The organism is Pseudomonas sp. B22(2017), from assembly GCF_002113105.1.
Taxonomy (GTDB): domain Bacteria; phylum Pseudomonadota; class Gammaproteobacteria; order Pseudomonadales; family Pseudomonadaceae; genus Aquipseudomonas; species Aquipseudomonas asiatica.
In genome coordinates this window covers 120,632-140,082 of record NZ_NEJN01000003.1, presented here as the reverse complement: position 1 = coordinate 140,082, position 19,451 = coordinate 120,632, and the positions used below count along the sequence as shown (strand labels likewise).

Sequence of the window (19,451 nt, the reverse complement as noted above, 5' to 3'; positions counted from 1 at the left end):
TCTACCTGCACAGGCCTCTTCGCGGGCAAGCCCGCGAAGAGGCCAGTAGATTCAACCCTGGACTAGTGCTTGATCATCACATGCCGCACACAGGTGTAGTCCTCCAGCCCATACATCGACATGTCCTTGCCATACCCCGAATGCTTCTGCCCGCCATGGGGCATTTCGCTGACCAGCATGAAGTGGGTGTTCACCCAGGTGCAGCCATACTGCAGGCGCGCCGCCAGGCGGTGGGCGCGGCCGGTGTCGCGGGTCCATACCGATGAGGCCAGGCCGTAGTTGGAGTCGTTGGCCCATTCCAGCGCCTGCGCTTCGTCGTTGAAGCGGGTCACCGACACTACCGGGCCGAACACTTCATTACGCACGATTTCGTCGTCCTGCAGGGCGTCGGCCAGTACGGTCGGTTCGAAGAAGAAACCGTCGCCCTCGATCGCCTTGCCACCGGTCACCAGGCGAATGTGCGGTTGGGCGATGGCCCGTTGCACCAGCCCTGCGACCTTGTCGCGGTGCTGGGCACTGATCAGTGGCCCCAGTTCGGTGTCCTCGGCTTCCTGCAGGCCCGGTTTGAGGCTGGCCACCGCGGCCCCCAGGCGTTCGACGAAACGCTCGTAGATGCCATCCTGCACGTACAGCCGACAGGCGGCGGTGCAGTCCTGGCCGGCGTTGTAGAAGCCGAAGGTACGGATGCCGTCGATGGCGGCATCGATGTCGGCATCGTCGAACACCAGCACCGGGGCCTTGCCGCCCAGTTCCATGTGCATGCGTTTCACGCTGTCGGCGGTGGCGCTGATGATGTGCGCGCCGGTGGGGATCGAGCCGGTCAGCGACACCATGCGCACCTTGGGGTGGTTGACCAGCGGGTTGCCGACCGTCTGGCCACGGCCGAAGAGGATGTTCAGCACCCCCGGTGGCAGCAGGTCCCGGGCCAGTTCGCCGAGGCGCAGGGCGGTCAGCGGGGTCAGCTCGGAGGGCTTGATCACCACCGTGTTGCCGGCAGCCAGGGCCGGGGCGATCTTCCACGCCAGCATCATCAACGGGTAGTTCCACGGCGCGATCGAGGCCACCACGCCCAGCGGGTCGCGGCGGATCATCGAAGTATGGCCCGGCAGGTACTCGCCGGCTGCCGAGCCGCCCATGCAGCGCGCCGCACCGGCGAAGTAGCGGAACACGTCGGCAATTGCCGGGATCTCATCATTCAGCGCGGCGCTCAGCGGCTTGCCGCAGTTCTGCGATTCCAGTCGGGCCAGTTCGTCGCCATGGGCTTCGATAGCGTCGGCCAGTGCCAGCAAGGCTTGCGAGCGTTCCTTGGGGCTGGTTTGCGACCAGCTGTCGAAGGCCTGGTCGGCGGCGCGCACGGCGCTGTCCACCTGGGCCTCGCTGGCTTCGTTGATCTGCGCCAGGGCACTGCCCAGCGCCGGGTTGAGCACGGTCCAGGCCGGGCCTTCGCCAGCGACCAGTTGGCCATTGATCAGCATCTGCGTTTGCATCGGGGACTCCTCCAGGGTCATTTGCCGCTGCCCGCGACGCTTTCGCCGCCACGGGTCAGGTAATAGGCGCCAAGTATCGGCAGCATGGTCACCAGCATCACCAGCATGGCGACCACGTTGGTCACCGGCACGTCGCGCGGGCGGCTGAGCTGGTTGAGCAGCCAGATCGGCAGGGTGCGCTCGTGGCCGGCAGTAAAGGTGGTGACGATGATTTCGTCGAACGACAGGGCAAAGGCCAGCATGCCACCGGCCAGCAGCGCCGAGGCGAGGTTGGGCAGGATGATGTAGCGGAAGGTTTGCCAACCGTCGGCACCGAGGTCCATCGAAGCTTCGATCAGGCTCTGCGAAGTGCGCCGCAGGCGGGCGATCACGTTGTTGTAGACGATCACCACGCAGAACGTGGCGTGGCCGACCACGATGGTGAACACGCCGGGCTCGATACCCAGGCTCTTGAACGCCGAGAGCAGGGCGATGCCAGTAATGATGCCAGGCAGGGCAATGGGCAGGATCAGCATCAGCGAAATGCTCTCCTTGCCGAAAAAGCTGCGCCTGTACAGCGCCGCCGAGGCCAGCGTGCCGAGCACCAGGGCGATCAGCGTGGCCAGGCAGGCCACCTGCAGCGACAGCTTTATCGCTTCCAGCACATCGGGCCGGGCAAAGGCCACGGCGAACCACTTCAGGGTAAAGCCCTTGGGCGGGAAGCTGAACGCCGCGTCTTCGGTGTTGAAGGCGTACAGGAAGATGATCAGGATCGGGAAGTGCAGGAACAGCAATCCGCCCCAGGCCGCCAGGCGCAGCCCGGTCGAGGCTTTTTCAGAGTGCATCGAAGGCCCCCAGTCGCTTGACGATGGACAGGTACACCGCGATCAGCACGATCGGCACCAGGGTGAACGCGGCGGCCATCGGCATGTTGCCGATCGCCCCTTGCTGGGCATAGACCATGCTGCCGATGAAATAGCCGGGCGGGCCGATCAGCTGCGGCACGATGAAGTCGCCCAGGGTCAGCGAGAAGGTGAAGATCGAACCGGCGGCGATGCCCGGGATCGACAGCGGCAGGATCACCTGCACGAAGGTCTGGCCGGGCCTGGCGCCCAGGTCTGCCGAGGCTTGCAGCAGCGACGGCGGCAAGCGTTCCAGCGAGGCCTGGATCGGCAGGATCATGAACGGCAGCCAGATGTACACGAACACCATGAAGCGCCCCAGGTGCGAAGTCGACAGCGTGCTGCCGCCCACGCCCGGCACCGTCAGCACCATTTGCAGCAGGGCATCCAGGTGCAGTTGCTGGGCGAACCACTGGGCCACGCCGCCCTTGGCCAGCAGCAGGGTCCAGGCGTAGGTCTTGACGATGTAGCTGGCCCACATCGGCATCATCACTGCGATGTAGAAAAATGCCTTGGTCTTGCCGCTGGTGTAGCGCGCCATGTAGTAGGCGATGGGGAAGGCCAGCACCGCGCTGGCCAGCGACACCGCCAGCGCCATTCCCAGGGTGCGCAGGATGATGTCGAAGTTCGACGGGTTGAACAGCGCGGCGAAATTGCCCAGGGTCAGGTCCGGGGTCACCGCCATGGTGAAGTCGTCGAAGGTATAGAAGCCTTGCCACAGCAGGTTCAGCAGCGAGCCCAGGTAGATCGCGCCGAACCAGGTCAGCGGTGGGATCAGCAGCAGGGCCAGGTACAGGTTGGGGCGCCGGTACAGCAGGTTGGACAGGCCGCGCAGCGTGCTCATGTCAGCGGCCCTCCGTTTCCTGCAGCACTGTCATGGCTTCACGGGGCCAGTGCGCCTGTACCCGTTGCCCTGTTTGCCATGCCTGTGCCTGTGCCTGCGCCTGCCAGCGGTCGTTGGCCTGGCTCACCGCCAGCAGCTGGCCGCCGTCCAGCTGCAGCTCGTAGCGGGTGGCACTGCCCTGGTACTGGATATCGCGCAGCAGGCCGCTGACCTGGACGTGCTGGCTGGCTGTGGCCGGGTCGCCGAGGCGGATGTGTTCGGGGCGGATGGAGAAGGGGGCCGGGCTGCCATTGAGCGCCATGGCCAGTTCGCCACGCAGCACATTGGAGGTGCCGACGAATTCCGCGACGAAGGTGGTGGCCGGCTGCATGTACAGGTTGCGTGGGGTGTCGACCTGCTCGATACGGCCGCGGTTGAATACTGCGACGCGATCGGACATCGACAGCGCCTCGGTCTGATCGTGGGTGACGAAGATGAAGGTGATACCCAACTGGCGTTGCAGCTTTTTCAGCTCGCCCTGCATCTGTTCGCGCAACTTCAGGTCCAGCGCGCCAAGCGGCTCGTCCAGCAGCAGTACCCGTGGCCGATTGACCAGCGCGCGGGCCAGGGCCACGCGCTGGCGCTGGCCACCGGACAACTGCGCCGGCTTTCGCGCGCCATAGCCGGCCAGGGCCACCATCGCCAGGGCTTCTTCGGCGCGGCTGTGGCGTTCGGCCTTGGCCACGCCTTTTACCTTCAGGCCGTAGGCGATGTTGTCCAGTACGTTCATGTGCGGGAACAGGGCGTAGTCCTGGAATACGGTGTTGACGTCGCGCTGGTAGGGCGGTACGCCCGCAGCTTCGACACCGTGGATGCGGATCGAACCGCTGGTGGGTTGCTCGAAGCCTGCGATCAGGCGCAGGCAGGTGGTCTTGCCCGAGCCAGAGGGGCCGAGCATGGAGAAGAATTCGCCATCGATGATGTCGATGCTGACCTGGTCGACGGCCTTGACCTCGCCGAAGGTGCGGGAAACCTGGGTGAACTGGACGGCTAGGGGCATAGGCGGTACTCGGTTGTTCTTGTATTGCCAGTGCCGGCCCTATCGCCGGCAAGCCAGCTCCCACAGGTACTGTGCAGGCTTCAAGGCCTATGCGGGCCCTGTGGGAGCCGGCTTGCCGGCGATAGGGCCGGTACAGGTGAAGAAACCCTCAGCGCCCGCCCATGATCGCAATGTAATCCTGGGTCCAGCGGCTATACGGCACGAACTTGCCGCCCTGGGCCTGCGGGGTTTTCCAGAAGGCGATCTTGTCGAAGTTGTCGAAACCGTTGGTCTTGCAGCCCTCGGCCCCCAGCAGCTCGTTGCCGGTGCAGGCCGCCGGCACCGCCGGCAACGAACCGAACCAGGCCGCCACGTCACCCTGTACTTTCGGCTGCAGCGACCAGTCCATCCATTTGTAGGCACAGTTGGGGTGCTTGGCCTCGCTGTGCAGCATGGTGGTGTCGGCCCAGCCGGTCGCGCCTTCTTTGGGAATGGTCGAGGCCACGGGCTGCTTCTCGGCCTTCAGGCCGTTGACCATGTAGCCCCAGGAGCTGGAGGCAACCACGCCTTCGTTTTTCACGTCGCTCATCTGCACCGTGGCGTCATGCCAGTAGCGGTGGATCAGCGGTTGTTGCTGGCGCAGCAGCTCCAGCACGGCCTTGTACTGCGCTTCGCTCAGCTCGTACGGGTCCTGGATGCCCAGCTCCGGTTTGGCCGTCTTCAGGTACAACGCCGCATCGGCGATGTAGATCGGCCCATCGTAGGCCTGCACGCGGCCCTTGTTCGGCTTGCCGTCGGGCAGGTTCTGCGGCTCGAACAGCACACCCCAGGTGGTGGGCGCCTGCTTGAACACGTCGGTGTTGTACAGCAGCACGTTCGGGCCCCATTGGTACGGGGTGCCGTAGACCCGCTTGTCGACCACGTACCAGCCACCGTTCTGCAGCCGTGGGTCGATGTTCTTCCAGTTGGGGATCAAGTCGGTGTTGATCGGCTGTACCCGCTTGCCCGCGATCAGCCGCAGCGAGGCATCGCCCGAGGCGGTGACCAGGTCATAGCCGCCCTTGGTCATCAGGCTGACCATCTCGTCCGAGGTGGCGGCGGTCTTGACGCTGACCTTGCAGCCGGTTTCCTTCTCGAAGCCGGTCACCCAGTCGTAGGCCTTGTCGCTTTCACCGCGCTCGATGTAGCCGGGCCAGGCGACGATGTCCAGGCGGCCCTCGCCGGGCCCCAGGGCCTTGGGCGGTTCGGCAGCCTGCAGGCTGGCGCTGGCCAGCACGGCGCAGGCGGTTGCGCCGAGCAATGCGGTCTTGTGCACTGACATGGTGTTCCCTCTTCTTGGAGATTTTGGTCGGGGCAGTCATCAAGCAAGCCGTGAAGCGAGCGTTATAGGCGTAGTGCGGTTTACGCGCGGTATTGGCGATATCGAGTCTAGTTGGCTTTTTGCCAGCCAATGCAACATCCGGAAGCAAATCCCCCCATGGCGATCGGGCGGGCAGGGCTTAACCTGACGGCTCCCTTGGCCAACGTGGAGACCGTTTGATGAACACCCGGGGATTGCTCGACCAGTTGCTCAAGTCCGGCCAGGACTTGCTCGCCAGCCAGGCCGGCAAGGGCAGCTCTGGCAAGCCAGGCGCCAGTGCCGGCGGCCTTGGCAGCCTGCTTTCCGGTGCCGGTGGCGGCGCCCTGGCGGCGGGCGCCATGGGCTTGCTGCTGGGCAACAAGAAGGCCCGCAAGTATGGCGGCAAGGCCCTTACCTATGGCGGCCTGGCCGCGCTCGGTGTGCTGGCCTACAAGGCCTACGGCAACTGGCAGGCGCGCCAGCAGGTGGCCGCCGCCGAGCCGCAGACCGTCGACCGCCTGCCGCCGGCCCAGGCCGAACTGCACAGCCAGGCGGTGCTGCGGGCGCTGGTGGCGGCGGCTAAGTCAGATGGCCATATCGATGAACGCGAGCGTGCGCTGATCGAGGGTGAATTCACCCGCCTGGACAACGACCGCGAGTTGCAGCACTGGCTGCATGCCGAGCTGAACAAGCCGCTGGACCCGGCCGAAGTGGCCCGTGCCGCGCAAACGCCGGAAATGGCCGCCGAGATGTACCTGGCCAGCGTGATGATGGTCGACCAGGAAAACTTCATGGAGCGCGCCTACCTGGACGAACTGGCCCGCCAGCTGCGCCTGGACCCGGCCCTGCGCCAGGAGCTGGAAAGCCAGGCAAGGCTTGCCGCCGGCCAGTGATGGGGGCTGCGTTGCAGCCCATCGCCGGCAAGCCGGGTCCCACAGGGATCACACATGACCTGAGGTCATGCGGTCGAGGTGGGAGCCTGGCTTGCCGGCGATGGGCCGCACAGCGGCCCCAATGGCGTTGGGCACAAATGACCGGTCTGTCGGCAAGGTTACCTGGTCACCCCACATTTCAGCCGCATGAGCACTGGGCGCCTGGGCTATACTTCGGCGATTTTTCCCGCTCGTTGTGAATTCCTGAGGGCTGAATGTGAAGAACTGGACCTTGCGCCAACGGATCCTGGCAAGTTTCGCCGTGATCATCGCCATCATGCTGCTGATGATCGTGGCCGCCTACTCGCGGTTGGTGACCATCGCATCCGCCGAACAGGCAGTGGGGACCGACAGCATTCCCGGCCTCTACTACAGCTCGATGATCCGCAGTGCCTGGGTCGACGGTTACGTGGCTAGCCAGCAGTTGGTAGGCCTGTCCAACCAGCGTGAATTCACCTCGGCCGATGCGGAACTGTTCAAGAGCTTCCAGGACCGCCTGAAAGAGCACATGGCCAGCTACCAGGGCACCATTCAGGATGATGACGACCAGGCGCGGTTCGACGCCTTCATCCAGATGGAGGTTGCCTACCTCAAGATCATCGAGCAGGTGCTGGAAGCCTATCGAAAGCACGACTATGCCGAAGCCCAGCGGTTGATCACCGATGTGCTGACCCCGGCCTGGGTAGAAGGCCGCAAGCTTCTGAACGAAGTGATCGAGCACAACCGGGCCGCCGCCGACACCGACACCAACGAGATCGTCGGCGCCGTGAGCACCGCCAAGGGCAGCATGATGGTTTCGCTGCTGCTGGCGATCATCGCCGCCGGTATCTGCGGCCTGTTGCTGATGCGCGCCATCACCGCGCCCATGCAACGCATTGTCCATGCCCTCGACAAACTGCGCTCCGGCGACCTGAGCATGCGCCTGAGCCTGGACCGCAAGGACGAGTTCGGCGCCATCGAAAGCGGCTTCAACGAAATGGCCGAGGCCCTGGCCAACCTGGTGGCCCAGGCCCAGCGTTCGTCGGTGCAGGTGACCACCTCGGTGACCGAAATTGCCGCAACCTCCAAGCAACAGCAGGCCACCGCCACCGAAACGGCCGCCACCACCACCGAAATCGGCGCCACCTCGCGGGAAATCGCCGCCACTTCGCGTGACCTGGTGCGCACCATGACCGAAGTCACCTCGGCCGCCGACCAGGCCTCCAGCCTGGCCGGCTCCGGCCAGCAGGGCCTGGCACGCATGGAAGAAACCATGCACCAGGTGATGGGTGCCGCCGACCTGGTCAACGCCAAGCTGGGCATCCTCAACGAAAAGGCCAGCAACATCACCCAGATGGTGGTGACCATTGTCAAGGTTGCCGACCAGACCAACCTGCTGTCGCTCAACGCTGCCATCGAAGCGGAAAAGGCCGGCGAGTACGGCCGGGGCTTTGCCGTGGTGGCCACCGAAGTGCGCCGCCTGGCCGACCAGACCGCCGTTGCCACCTACGACATCGAGCAGATGGTGCGCGAGATCCAGTCGGCGGTGTCGGCCGGGGTCATGGGCATGGACAAGTTTTCCGAAGAAGTGCGCCGCGGCATGTTCGAGGTGCAGCAGGTGGGCGAACAGCTCAGCCAGATCATCCACCAGGTGCAGGCCCTGGCGCCGCGCGTGCTGATGGTCAACGAAGGCATGCAGGCCCAGGCCACCGGTGCCGAGCAGATCAACCAGGCGCTGGCCCAGCTCAGCGATGCCAGCACCCAGACAGTCGAGTCGCTGCGCCAGGCCAGTTTCGCCATCGATGAGCTGAGCCAGGTGGCCGCGGGCCTGCGTGGCGGCGTGTCGCGCTTCAAAGTCTGACCGCGATGAACGACTTGCAATCGCGGGCCGCGCGGACGGGCAACGCCAAGGGGGCGTTGTACCTGCAGTTTCGCATTCGGGAGCAACGCTTTGCCCTGAGCGTGCACGAGGTGATCGAGGTGCTGCCGCGTCAGCCGCTGAAACCGATCGCCAAGGCACCTGCCTGGGTCGCAGGCATCCTTGCGCACCGAGGCCTGTTGGTACCAGTGGTCGACCTGGCGGCATTGAGCTTCGGCCAACCGGCAGCGCAGCGCACCAGTACCCGCCTGGTTCTGGTGCACTACCGAGTCGGCCTACAGCTTGGTCTGATACTGGAGCAGGCCACCGAAACCCTGCGTTGCCACCCCGACGAGTTCCAGCCGTATGGCGTGGACAGCGGCGAGGCCCCGTACCTGGGCCCGGTGCGTCAGGATGAGCAGGGCTTGTTGCAGCGCATCGAAGTCAACGACCTGCTCCCCGATGCCGTGCACGAGTTGCTGTATGCGGGTGATCCGACAGGGATGCCGACATGAACGAACAGCATTTCTTCCGCTACTTGCGCGAGCGCATTGGCCTGGACGTGGAGTCGGTGGGCGCGCCCATGGTCGAGCGTGCGCTGCGCCAGCGTTGCGTGGCCGTGGACGCCGCGGACCTGGATGATTACTGGCTGCACCTGCAGCAGTCGACGGATGAGCAACAGGCGTTGATCGAAGCGGTCATCGTTCCGGAAACCTGGTTCTTCCGTTACCCCGAATCCTTCACCGCCTTGGCCAGCCTGGCGCACAAGCGCCTGGCCGAGCTGGCCGGGGCGCGCCCGCTGCGCTTGCTCAGCCTGCCTTGCTCGACCGGCGAGGAGCCCTATTCGTTGGCCATGGCCTTGCTCGATGCCGGTATCGCGCCGGGGGCGTTCATGATCGACGGCATGGACATCAGCCCCAGTTCCGTGGCCAAGGCCGGGCAGGCCGTGTACGGGCGCAATGCCTTCCGTGGCAGTAACCTGGGCTTTCGCGAGCGTTACTTCGATGCGCTCGACGAAGGCCACCTCCTGCATGAGCGGGTGCGTGACCAAGTAAGCCTGCAGGTGGGCAACGTACTCGACCCGGCCCTGGCCAGCCGCGATGGCCTGTACGACTTCGTGTTCTGCCGCAACCTGCTGATCTATTTCGACGTGCCGACCCAGCAACGGGTGTTCGAAGTGCTCAAGCGCTTGCTGCATCCACAGGGCGTACTGTTCATCGGCCCCGCCGAAGGCAGCTTGCTGGCGCGGTTGGGCATGCGCCCGCTGGGGATTGCCCAGTCGTTCGCCTACGTGCGCCAGGAGGGCGGTAGCGCTGCGCTGGCTACGCCCCCGGTCCAGCCCTTGCGTCGCACGTCGCCAGCACCTGCCAAGCCAGGCTCTCCGTTACCGAGCGCAGCGTTGCCGCGCCCATTGCGGGTGCTCCCCTTTGCCGCCAAGCCAGCACCAGCGCGCGAGCACAAACGCGAGGATGCAACTGAGTTGCTGGCCAGCATTGCCCGGCTTGCCAACGCCGGTGCCAGCGAGCAGGCCCGTGCCGAATGCCAGCGCTACCTGGGCCAGTTCGCGCCTTCGGCGCAGGTTTACTACTGGCTGGGGCTGCTCAGCGACACCGAAGGCGATGCGCAGCAGGCTCTGACCCACTATCGCAAAGCCCTGTACCTGGAACCGCAGCACTCCGAGGCGCTGGTACACCTGGCTGCCTTGCTGGCAGCCCAGGGTGACCTGGCCGGTGCCCGGCGCCTGCAGGAGCGCGCCGCGCGGGTTGGCCGGGAGTCTGAACGATGAAGGAATCCGCGATGCAATTGCTCGCCGAGGCTGACACGCACGTCGATGACTGCTGGAACCGCATTGGCGTGCACGGCGACAAGCAGTGCCCATTGCTGGAGCGTCATGTTCACTGTCGCAACTGCGAGGTATATGCCACAGCGGCCACACGCCTGCTCGACCGCTACGCACTTATGCAGGACCACCAGGCCGCCGTGGCTGCGCCGGTGGAGGAAAACACTGGCCGCTCCATGCTGCTGTTCCGCCTTGGCGAAGAATGGCTGGCGCTGCCCACCGCCTGCCTGGCCGAAATTGCCCCGCTGCAGGCGGTGCATTCGCTGCCGCACCAGCGCTCGCGGGTGCTGCAGGGGGTGGCCAACGTACGTGGTGCGCTGGTGCCGTGCCTGTCACTGGCTGACTTGCTGGGTGTGCAGGCCAGCGCTGCCGAGCAACGTGGCGGCCGGGCGATGCCACGCATGCTGATCCTGGCCGCGGAGGGCGGGCCGGTGGTGATGGCGGTCGAGGAAATCGACGGCATTCACCGGCTCGACCCGCTGCTGCTGAACAGCGGGCAGGACGCCTCCCACTTCACCGCAGCGGTCCTGCAATGGCGTGGCCGCAGTGTGCGGGTACTGGACGATCAACATTTACTGTCTGCCGTGCAGCGGAGCCTGTCATGACCCCAGAGCAAATGCGCGACGCATCGTTGCTCGAACTGTTCAGCCTGGAGGCCGAGGCGCAGACCCAGGTGCTCAGTGCCGGCCTGATGGCGCTGGAGCGTAATCCCACGCAGGCCGACCAGCTTGAGGCTTGCATGCGCGCGGCCCACTCGCTGAAGGGTGCGGCGCGGATCGTCGGGGTGGACGCTGGCGTCAGCGTTGCCCATGTCATGGAGGACTGCCTGGTGGCCGCCCAGGAGGGTCGCCTGCGGCTGAGCGCCGAGCATATCGATGCCCTGTTGCAGGGCACCGACCTGTTGATGCGCATCGCCACGCCTGGCGATGCCGGGGCGCAGGCGACCCTGCCGGTGTTCCTTGCGCAAATGGCCAACCTGCTCGACCCGGGGACGGCAGCCTTGCCCCCCGCGCCGCCAGCCGTGCCAGCGCTGCCGGAAGCGCCGGCGCAAACCGTGCAAGCCGAACCTTTGCCGCTACCCGTCGAACCCTTGGAGCCTGAGCCCGAGCCCGAGCTGGCCCCGCGTCGCAAGGCCGGCAAGCGCACCGGCGAAGGTACGGAGCGGGTGCTGCGGGTCACCGCCGACCGCCTCAACAGCCTGCTCGACCTGTCCAGCAAGTCGCTGGTGGAAACCCAGCGGCTCAAGCCTTACCTGGCCACCCTGCAGCGCCTCAAGCGCATGCACGGCCAGGGCATGCAGGCGCTTGATGGCCTGCGCTTGCAACTGGAGGACAGTGGCCAGAGCAGCGAGGTGCTCGAAGCCCTGGCACAGACCCAGCGCCTGCTGGCGGAAACCCAGCAGATCCTGCAGCAGCAGGCTGCCGACCTGGACGAGTTCGGCTGGCAGGCCAGCCAGCGCGCACAACTGCTCTACGACACCGCGCTGGCCTGCCGGATGCGGCCGTTTGCCGATGTGCTGACCGGCCAGAGCCGCATGGTGCGCGACCTTGGTCGTTCGCTGGGCAAGCCGGTGCGGCTGTTGGTGGAAGGGGAAAAGACCCAGGTCGACCGTGATGTGCTGGAAAAGCTCGAGGCACCGTTGACCCACCTGTTGCGCAACGCGGTCGACCACGGCATCGAGCTGCCCGAGCGGCGCCTGCTGGCGGGCAAGGCGGAGGAGGGCGTGATCCGCCTGCGGGCCTCGCACCAGGCCGGTATGCTCAGCCTTGAACTGATCGACGACGGTGCCGGCATCGACCTCGAACGCCTGCGCAGCAGCATTGTCGAGCGCGCCCTGTCGCCCGCTGACACGGTGGCGCGCATGAGCGAGGAAGAGTTGCTGACATTCCTGTTCCTGCCCGGTTTCAGCCTGCGCGACAAAGTCACCGAGGTGTCCGGGCGCGGTGTCGGCCTGGATGCGGTGCAGCACATGATCCGGGAGCTGCGCGGTTCGATAGAGCTGACCCAGCTGGCCGGGCAGGGCTGCCGTTTCCATTTGCAGGTGCCACTGACCTTGTCGGTTGTGCGCAGCCTGGTGGTCGAGGTGGGTGGCGAGGCCTATGCCTTCCCGCTCGCTCATATCGAACGCACGCTCGAAGTAAGTGCCGAAGAGATCGTGCAGATCGAGGGGCGCCAGCATTTCTGGCACGAAGGCCGGCACATAGGCCTGGTCGCGGCCAGCCAACTGCTCAATCGCCCGGCCGGGCAAACGCAGGAGAGCAACCTGCGCGTGGTGGTGATCCGCGAGCGCGAGCAGTTGTACGGGGTAGCCGTGGAGCGACTGGTGGGCGAGCGGGTGCTGGTGGTGATGCCGCTCGACCCACGGCTGGGCAAGGTGCAGGACATCTCTTCCGGTGCCCTGCTCGACGATGGCTCGGTGGTGCTGATCGTCGATGTGGAGGACCTGCTGCGTTCGGTGGAGAAGCTGCTCAGCACCGGCAGCCTGGAACGCATCGACCGCGGCAGCAGCGGCACCCGTGGCGTGGCGCGCCAGCGCATCCTGGTGGTCGATGATTCGCTGACCGTGCGTGAACTGCAGCGCAAGCTGCTCGGCAACCGTGGCTACGACGTGGCCGTGGCGGTGGATGGCATGGACGGCTGGAACGCCTTGCGTGGCGAGGACTTCGACCTGCTGATCACTGATATCGACATGCCGCGCATGGACGGCATCGAGCTGGTCACCCTGGTACGCCGCGACCAGCGCCTGCAATCGCTGCCGGTGATGGTGGTGTCCTACAAGGACCGTGAGGAAGACCGACGGCGGGGCCTGGATGCCGGCGCCGACTACTATTTGGCAAAGGCCAGTTTCCATGACGATGCGTTGCTGGATGCTGTGGTTGAGCTGATCGGAGGTGCTCAGGGATGAAGATCGCCATCGTCAACGACATGCCCATGGCCGTCGAGGCGCTGCGCCGGGCGGTTGCCCTCGAACCGGCGCACCAGGTGGTGTGGGTGGCCAGCAATGGCGCCGAGGCGGTGCAGCGCTGCACCGAGCAGCAGCCAGACCTGATCCTCATGGACCTGATCATGCCGGTCATGGATGGCGTCGAGGCCACCAGGCGGATCATGGCCGAAACCCCTTGCGCCATCGTCATCGTCACGGTCGATCGCAAGCAGAACGTGCACCGGGTATTCGAGGCCATGGGCCACGGCGCCCTCGACGTGGTCGACACGCCGGCGCTGGGGGCGGGCGATCCGCGTGAAGCGGCAGCGCCACTGCTGCGCAAGATCCTCAACATAAGCTGGTTGATTGGTCAGCAGCGCGCACCGGCCGCACGCCCGGTCGCCGCACCCGTGCGGGCGGCGTCACAGCACCGCGGGCTGGTTGCGATCGGTTCGTCCGCTGGCGGCCCGGCGGCCCTCGAAGTACTGCTCAAGGGCCTGCCGGCGGCGTTTCCGGCGGCCATCGTGCTGGTCCAGCATGTGGACCAGGTATTTGCCGCGGGCATGGCAGAATGGCTCAGCAGCGCCGCCGGCTTGCCGGTGCGCCTGGCCCGTGAGGGCGAGCCACCACAGCCGGGGCAGGTATTGCTGGCCGGCACCAATCACCACATCCGCCTGCTACAGAACGGCCAACTGGCCTACACTGCCGAACCTGTCAATGAAATTTACCGGCCCTCGATCGATGTGTTCTTCGAGAGTGTGGCGCGCTATTGGACCGGCGATGCGGTGGGTGTGTTGCTTACCGGCATGGGTCGCGATGGTGCCCAGGGCCTGAAGCTGATGCGCCAGCAGGGTTTCCTGACCATTGCCCAGGACCAGGCCAGCAGTGCGGTGTACGGGATGCCCAAGGCCGCTGCGGCCATCGATGCCGCAGTGGAAATCCGCCCGCTGGAACGCATAGCCGGGCGCTTGATGGAATTTTTCGCAAAATGACGAAGTGTATTGAATCACGCCGCCAGGCCGGCAGTGATCGGGTGAACAGGTATGAATGATTTACCGATCGAAGGTTTCACGACCCCCAACGAGAACTCGGCGATGGTGCTGCTGGTCGACGACCAGGCCATGATCGGCGAGGCGGTGCGGCGTGGCCTGGCCCATGAAGAGAACATCGACTTCCACTTCTGCGCCGACCCGCACCAGGCGGTGGCCCAGGCCGTGCGCATCAAGCCCACGGTGATCCTGCAGGACCTGATCATGCCTGGCCTGGACGGGCTGACCCTGGTGCGTGAATACCGCAACAACCCGGCGACCCAGGACATTCCGATCATCGTCCTGTCGACCAAGGAAGACCCGCTGGTCAAGAGCGCAGCCTTTGCTGCCGGGGCCAACGATTACCTGGTCAAGCTGCCGGACACCATCGAGCTGGTGGCGCGCATCCGCTATCACTCGCGTTCCTACCTTACCCTGTTGCAGCGCGACGAGGCCTACCGCGCTTTGCGTGTCAGCCAGCAGCAACTGCTCGATACCAACCTGATGCTGCAGCGGCTGATGAACTCCGATGGCCTGACCGGGTTGTCCAACCGCCGCCACTTCGACGAGTACCTGGAACTGGAATGGCGCCGGGCCATGCGTGAGCAGCAGCAGTTGTCGCTGCTGATGATCGACGTGGACTACTTCAAGGCCTACAACGACAGCTTTGGCCACCTGGCCGGTGACGAGGCCTTGCGCCAGGTGGCCGAGGCGATCCGCGGCTCGTGCTCGCGGCCGACCGACCTGCCGGCGCGCTATGGCGGCGAGGAATTCGTCCTGGTATTGCCCAACACCTCGCCGGGTGGGGCACGCCTGGTGGCCGAGAAGCTGCGCCAGACCGTGCTCGGCCTGGGCATCCCGCACACCGCGCCGGTGCCCGACTCGTATCTGACCGTGAGCATTGGCCTGGCTACCCAGACTCCGTCCATCGGCAGCCATAGCCGGCAACTGATCTCGGCTGCGGACAAAGGCCTGTACCAGGCCAAGAATGGCGGGCGCAACCAGGTTGGCATCGCCTGACAGGGCCTGCACGGTAATTGCAGCCATTCGGCGCCCGGCGGGTCTGCCGCCCTGCGGCGGACTCGGTTATACTCGCAGGCTTTTCACCGAATTCGTGCGAGTAGCCAGCCCATGGAAATCCAACCGATCCTGAACACCATCAAGGACCTCACCGAGCGTTCCCAGTCCATTCGGGGGTATCTTTGACTACGATCACAAGCATGACCGCCTGATCGAAGTCAACCGCGAGCTGGAAGACCCCAACGTCTGGAACAAGCCCGAGTACGCCCAGGCCCTGGGCCGCGAGCGTGCCATGCTGGCGCAGGTCGTCGAGACCCTGGACAAACTGTCCAATGGCCTGTCCGACTGCAAGGACCTGCTCGACATGGCCGTCGAGGAAGAGGATGAAGGCGCCGTAAGCGACGTCGAGACCGAGCTGCAAGCCCTGGAAGAGTCCCTGGCCCTGCTTGAGTTCCGTCGCATGTTCAGCGGCGAGATGGACATGAACAACGCCTACCTGGACATCCAGGCCGGCTCCGGCGGTACCGAGGCGCAGGACTGGGCCAACATCCTGCTGCGCATGTACCTGCGCTGGGCCGACAAGCGTGGTTTCGATGCCACCATCATCGAGCTTTCCGAAGGTGAAGTCGCCGGCATCAAGGGCGCCACCGTGCATATCAAGGGCGAGTACGCCTTCGGCTGGCTGCGCACCGAGATCGGCGTGCACCGCCTGGTGCGCAAGAGCCCGTTCGACTCCGGTGCCCGTCGCCACACCTCGTTCTCGGCGGTGTTCGTGTCGCCCGAGATCGACGACAAGGTCGAGATCGAGATCAACCCGGCCGACCTGCGTATCGACACCTATCGTTCCTCCGGTGCCGGTGGTCAGCACGTGAACACCACCGACTCGGCGGTGCGTATTACCCACGTACCGACCAACACCGTGGTGGCCTGCCAGAACGAACGCTCCCAGCACGCCAACAAGGACACCGCCATGAAAATGCTGCGGGCCAAGTTGTACGAGCTGGAAATGCAGAAGCGCAACGCCGCCTCGCAGGCGCTGGAAGACAGCAAGTCGGACATCGGCTGGGGCCACCAGATCCGCTCCTACGTGCTGGATGACTCGCGTATCAAGGACCTGCGTACCGGTGTCGAGCGCAGCGACTGCCAGAAGGTATTGGACGGCGACCTCGACCAGTACCTGGAAGCGAGCCTCAAGCAAGGGCTGTAAATCGCACACAACCGCCGCGGTACCTGGCCTGGGCCGGTACCGCGTGCCCTGCCCGAAAGGGGCACCGAACACCTGATGGAAAGAATGACGAAATGAGCGACCTCAAGACCGAAGCGCAAGACCTGCAACAGGAAGAAAACGCCCTGATCGCCCTGCGCAAGGAAAAGCTTGCCGCCGAGCGCGCCAAGGGCAATGCCTTCCCCAATGACTTCCGTCGCGACAGCTACTGCAACGACCTGCAGAAGCAGTATGCGGACAAGACCAAGGAAGAACTGGAAGCTGCAGCGATTCCGGTCAAGGTTGCCGGCCGCATCATGCTCAACCGCGGCTCGTTCATGGTCATTCAGGACATGACCGGCCGTATCCAGGTCTACGTCAACCGCAAGACCCTGCCGGAAGAGACCCTGGCTGCGGTCAAGACCTGGGACCTGGGCGACATCATCAGCGCCGAAGGTACCCTGGCCCGTTCCGGCAAGGGCGACCTGTACGTCGAAATGACCAACGTGCGCCTGCTGACCAAGTCGCTGCGCCCGCTGCCCGACAAGCACCACGGCCTGACCGACACCGAGCAGCGCTACCGCCAGCGTTACGTCGACCTGATGGTCAATGAAGAAACCCGCCACACCTTCCGTGTGCGTTCGCAGGTGATCTCGCACATCCGCAAGTTCCTCATCGAGCGCGACTTCCTCGAAGTCGAGACGCCGATGCTGCAAACCATCCCGGGCGGTGCCGCAGCCAAGCCGTTCGAAACCCACCACAACGCCCTGGACATGGCCATGTTCCTGCGTATCGCGCCGGAGCTGTACCTCAAGCGCCTGGTGGTTGGTGGCTTCGAGAAGGTATTCGAGATCAACCGCAACTTCCGTAACGAAGGCGTTTCGACTCGTCACAACCCTGAATTCACCATGCTCGAGTTCTACCAGGCCTACGCCGACTACCGCGACAACATGGACCTCACCGAGGAACTGTTCCGCGAGCTGGCGCAGCTGGTACTGGGCACTACCGACGTGCCGTACGGCGACAAGGTGTTCCACTTCGGCGAGCCGTTCGCCCGCCTGTCGGTATTCGACTCGATCCTCAAGTACAACCCGGAGCTGACCGCTGCCGACCTGCAGGACGTCGACCGCGCCCGCGACATCGCCAAAAAGGCCGGTGCCAAGGTGCTGGGCCACGAGGGCCTGGGCAAGCTGCAGGTGATGATTTTCGAAGAGCTGGTCGAGCACAAGCTGGAGCAGCCGCACTTCATCACCGAGTACCCGTTCGAAGTATCGCCGCTGGCCCGTCGCAACGACGACAACCCGGCTGTTACCGACCGTTTCGAACTGTTCATCGGTGGCCGCGAGATCGCCAACGCCTACTCCGAGCTCAACGATGCCGAAGACCAGGCCGAGCGCTTCCTGGCCCAGGTGGCCGAGAAGGACGCCGGTGACGACGAAGCCATGCACTACGACGCCGACTTCGTTCGCGCACTGGAGTACGGCATGCCGCCGACTGCAGGTGAAGGTATCGGTATCGACCGCCTGGTGATGCTGTTGACCAACTCGCCGTCGATCCGCGACGTGATCCTGTTCCCGCACATGCGTCCGCAGGCCTGAGTGAATTGAATGAGCCGCCTTTCGAGGCGGCTTTTTCTTGCCTGAAGCTTTATGTTGTCAGTACCGGCCCTATCGCCGGCAAGCCAGCTCCCACAGGGTTCCCACAATCTTCAGGACTTGTGCAGTACCTGTGGGAGCTGGCTTGCCGGCGATAGGGCCGGTACAGGCTGCAGATGACTTGAACCATGAGGTACCCCCTGTGACACCCGCAATGCCTCACCAGGGCGCCGCCGGCATCGCCACCGCCGTCGCCGAAAGCGTGCAATACCAAGGCCGCAAGACTGCCCGCCAGGGCAGCGAGCAGCGTCGCCAATTGATCCTCGACGCCGCCATGCGCATTGTCGTGCGCGATGGCGTACGCGGTGTGCGCCATCGCGCCGTCGCCGCCGAGGCCGGTGTGCCATTGTCGGCCACCACCTACTACTTCAAGGATATCGAGGACCTGCTCACCGATACCTTTGCCCAGTACGTCGAACGCAGCGCCGCCTATATGGCCAAGCTGTGGGCCAATACCGAGGTGGTGTTGCGCCAGTTGCTGGCCCAGGGTGACGGCAGCCCGCAGGCGCGGGCACGTCTGGCTGACGAGGTAGCACGCATGACTGCCGACTACGTGCAGCGACAGTTGCTGAACCGCCGTGATTTTCTGATGGCCGAGCAGGCCTTCCGCCAGGAGGCGCTACTGTGCCCGCGCCTGGCTCAACTGGTGTGCGCCCATGAACAGATCCTGCTGCATGGCACCCGCCAATTGCTGCAGGTGGTGGGCTCGCAACAACCGGAACAGGACGCCCAAATGTTGACGGCGATTATCGAGCAGATGGAATATCAGGGCCTGCTCAAGGATGCGAACGCGCAAGCCGATGGGCAGATGCTCGCTATGCTTAGCCGATACCTGCAGCTGGTGCTTGCATCGGCCTGAGCCGAGACTGACTTTTCAAGGAGAACCTGATGAAAGCCTGGCGTGTGGTGTTGTTGACTCTGTCATTCCTGCTGCTGGGCGGTTGTCTGGTGACCTTCCACGAGCCCTTGCCTAGCAACCAGGCGGCGCCCAAGGCCCTGCTCGGCAAGTGGAGCAGCAAGGACGCCTGGGGCGAGCCGCTGAAGTTGGTGATCAGCCGTAGCGGCGGTGATGCCTACAAGGCGGTGGCCACGGCCAAAGGCAAAGCCCCTGAGGAATACGTGTTCACCGTGTCGCGCCACGGCAACCGCTGGTACCTGTCGGCTGGCGTGCCGAAGCGCCTGGGTGGCAATTTCCTGATCGGCGGTTTCGATATCGTCGATGGCAAGGAACTGGTGGTCTACAACCTGGATGTCGAGCAGGTGCAGCAGGCGGTGGACAAGAAGGAGCTGACCGGGCGCAGCACCGAAGTGCCGGAAGACAACGGCGACGGCGTGCTGATCGACAGCCCATCGGCGCGGGTGCTGGCGTACCTGGACGACCCGGCCAACTCCGACCTGTTCGTTGAAGTGGCGCGGTTCCAGCGCTCCGGCAAGTAATTACCT

General features: G+C 64.8%; 17 protein-coding genes. 12 read left to right on the top strand and 5 right to left on the bottom strand.

Features of this window, described 5'->3' with window-relative positions; translation table 11 throughout:
• Positions 1–62: 62 nt before the first annotated feature.
• From CAG18_RS08225 to ydcS, 5 genes are all read right to left on the bottom strand, one after another.
• Entirely contained in the window at positions 63–1,487 is a 1,425-nt protein-coding gene (locus tag CAG18_RS08225; RefSeq protein WP_085720724.1) for a gamma-aminobutyraldehyde dehydrogenase, read from the bottom strand.
• A gap of 17 nt (positions 1,488–1,504) precedes the next feature.
• Entirely contained in the window at positions 1,505–2,311 is an 807-nt protein-coding gene (locus CAG18_RS08220; protein ID WP_085720723.1) for an ABC transporter permease, read from the bottom strand.
• Positions 2,301–3,212 (bottom strand): ABC transporter permease, encoded by a 912-nt coding sequence (locus tag CAG18_RS08215; protein WP_015269151.1) that lies wholly within the window; start codon positions 3,210–3,212, stop codon positions 2,301–2,303. The genes CAG18_RS08220 and CAG18_RS08215 overlap by 11 nt, the downstream gene beginning before the upstream one ends.
• A 1-nt stretch (position 3,213) precedes the next feature.
• Positions 3,214–4,251 carry an ABC transporter ATP-binding protein gene (locus CAG18_RS08210; protein WP_061303175.1) on the bottom strand — a complete coding sequence of 346 codons (1,038 nt, stop codon included), beginning with the start codon at positions 4,249–4,251 and terminating at the stop codon, positions 3,214–3,216.
• Between the two features lie 148 nt (positions 4,252–4,399).
• On the bottom strand, positions 4,400–5,551 hold the full coding sequence (ydcS, locus tag CAG18_RS08205) for a putative ABC transporter substrate-binding protein YdcS (protein WP_039612798.1): 1,152 nt from the start codon (positions 5,549–5,551) through the stop codon (positions 4,400–4,402).
• 218 nt (positions 5,552–5,769) lie between these two features.
• Here ydcS and CAG18_RS08200 point away from each other — a divergent pair, with 218 nt between their 5' ends.
• The 12 genes from CAG18_RS08200 (at position 5,770) to CAG18_RS08150 (ending at position 19,445) form a co-directional block, all read left to right on the top strand.
• Positions 5,770–6,462 carry a tellurite resistance TerB family protein gene (locus tag CAG18_RS08200; RefSeq protein WP_015269154.1) on the top strand — a complete coding sequence of 231 codons (693 nt, stop codon included), beginning with the start codon at positions 5,770–5,772 and terminating at the stop codon, positions 6,460–6,462.
• Between the two features lie 256 nt (positions 6,463–6,718).
• Positions 6,719–8,341, top strand: coding sequence for a methyl-accepting chemotaxis protein (locus tag CAG18_RS08195; protein ID WP_015269155.1), 1,623 nt, complete (start codon positions 6,719–6,721; stop codon positions 8,339–8,341).
• 5 nt (positions 8,342–8,346) lie between these two features.
• Entirely contained in the window at positions 8,347–8,853 is a 507-nt protein-coding gene (locus CAG18_RS08190; protein WP_015269156.1) for a chemotaxis protein CheW, read from the top strand.
• Positions 8,850–10,124 (top strand): protein-glutamate O-methyltransferase CheR, encoded by a 1,275-nt coding sequence (locus CAG18_RS08185; RefSeq protein ID WP_015269157.1) that lies wholly within the window; start codon positions 8,850–8,852, stop codon positions 10,122–10,124. The genes CAG18_RS08190 and CAG18_RS08185 overlap by 4 nt, the downstream gene beginning before the upstream one ends.
• Positions 10,121–10,783 carry a chemotaxis protein CheW gene (locus CAG18_RS08180; protein WP_085720722.1) on the top strand — a complete coding sequence of 221 codons (663 nt, stop codon included), beginning with the start codon at positions 10,121–10,123 and terminating at the stop codon, positions 10,781–10,783. The genes CAG18_RS08185 and CAG18_RS08180 overlap by 4 nt, the downstream gene beginning before the upstream one ends.
• On the top strand, positions 10,780–13,083 hold the full coding sequence (locus CAG18_RS08175; RefSeq protein ID WP_085720721.1) for a hybrid sensor histidine kinase/response regulator: 2,304 nt from the start codon (positions 10,780–10,782) through the stop codon (positions 13,081–13,083). The genes CAG18_RS08180 and CAG18_RS08175 overlap by 4 nt, the downstream gene beginning before the upstream one ends.
• Positions 13,080–14,093 (top strand): Wsp signal transduction system protein-glutamate methylesterase WspF, encoded by a 1,014-nt coding sequence (wspF, locus tag CAG18_RS08170; protein ID WP_013971215.1) that lies wholly within the window; start codon positions 13,080–13,082, stop codon positions 14,091–14,093. Before CAG18_RS08175 ends, wspF begins: the two co-directional genes overlap by 4 nt.
• A 51-nt stretch (positions 14,094–14,144) precedes the next feature.
• The gene (wspR, locus tag CAG18_RS08165) at positions 14,145–15,149 is read left to right on the top strand and encodes a Wsp signal transduction system regulator diguanylate cyclase WspR (RefSeq protein WP_025337936.1); all 1,005 of its coding nucleotides are present in this window, start codon (positions 14,145–14,147) and stop codon (positions 15,147–15,149) included.
• A gap of 111 nt (positions 15,150–15,260) precedes the next feature.
• Positions 15,261–16,356 (top strand): peptide chain release factor 2 gene (prfB, locus tag CAG18_RS26345; RefSeq protein ID WP_096009945.1). Its coding sequence is split into 2 segments (ribosomal slippage): positions 15,261–15,332 and positions 15,334–16,356, totalling 1,095 coding nucleotides; the frame shifts between segments, so codons are not numbered across the junction.
• Between the two features lie 92 nt (positions 16,357–16,448).
• Positions 16,449–17,951 (top strand): lysine--tRNA ligase, encoded by a 1,503-nt coding sequence (lysS, locus tag CAG18_RS08160; RefSeq protein ID WP_013971217.1) that lies wholly within the window; start codon positions 16,449–16,451, stop codon positions 17,949–17,951.
• A 211-nt stretch (positions 17,952–18,162) separates the two neighbouring features.
• On the top strand, positions 18,163–18,867 hold the full coding sequence (locus CAG18_RS08155) for a TetR/AcrR family transcriptional regulator (protein ID WP_015269162.1): 705 nt from the start codon (positions 18,163–18,165) through the stop codon (positions 18,865–18,867).
• 29 nt (positions 18,868–18,896) lie between these two features.
• Positions 18,897–19,445, top strand: coding sequence for a hypothetical protein (locus CAG18_RS08150; protein ID WP_003258915.1), 549 nt, complete (start codon positions 18,897–18,899; stop codon positions 19,443–19,445).
• The last annotated feature ends 6 nt before the right edge of the window (positions 19,446–19,451 follow it).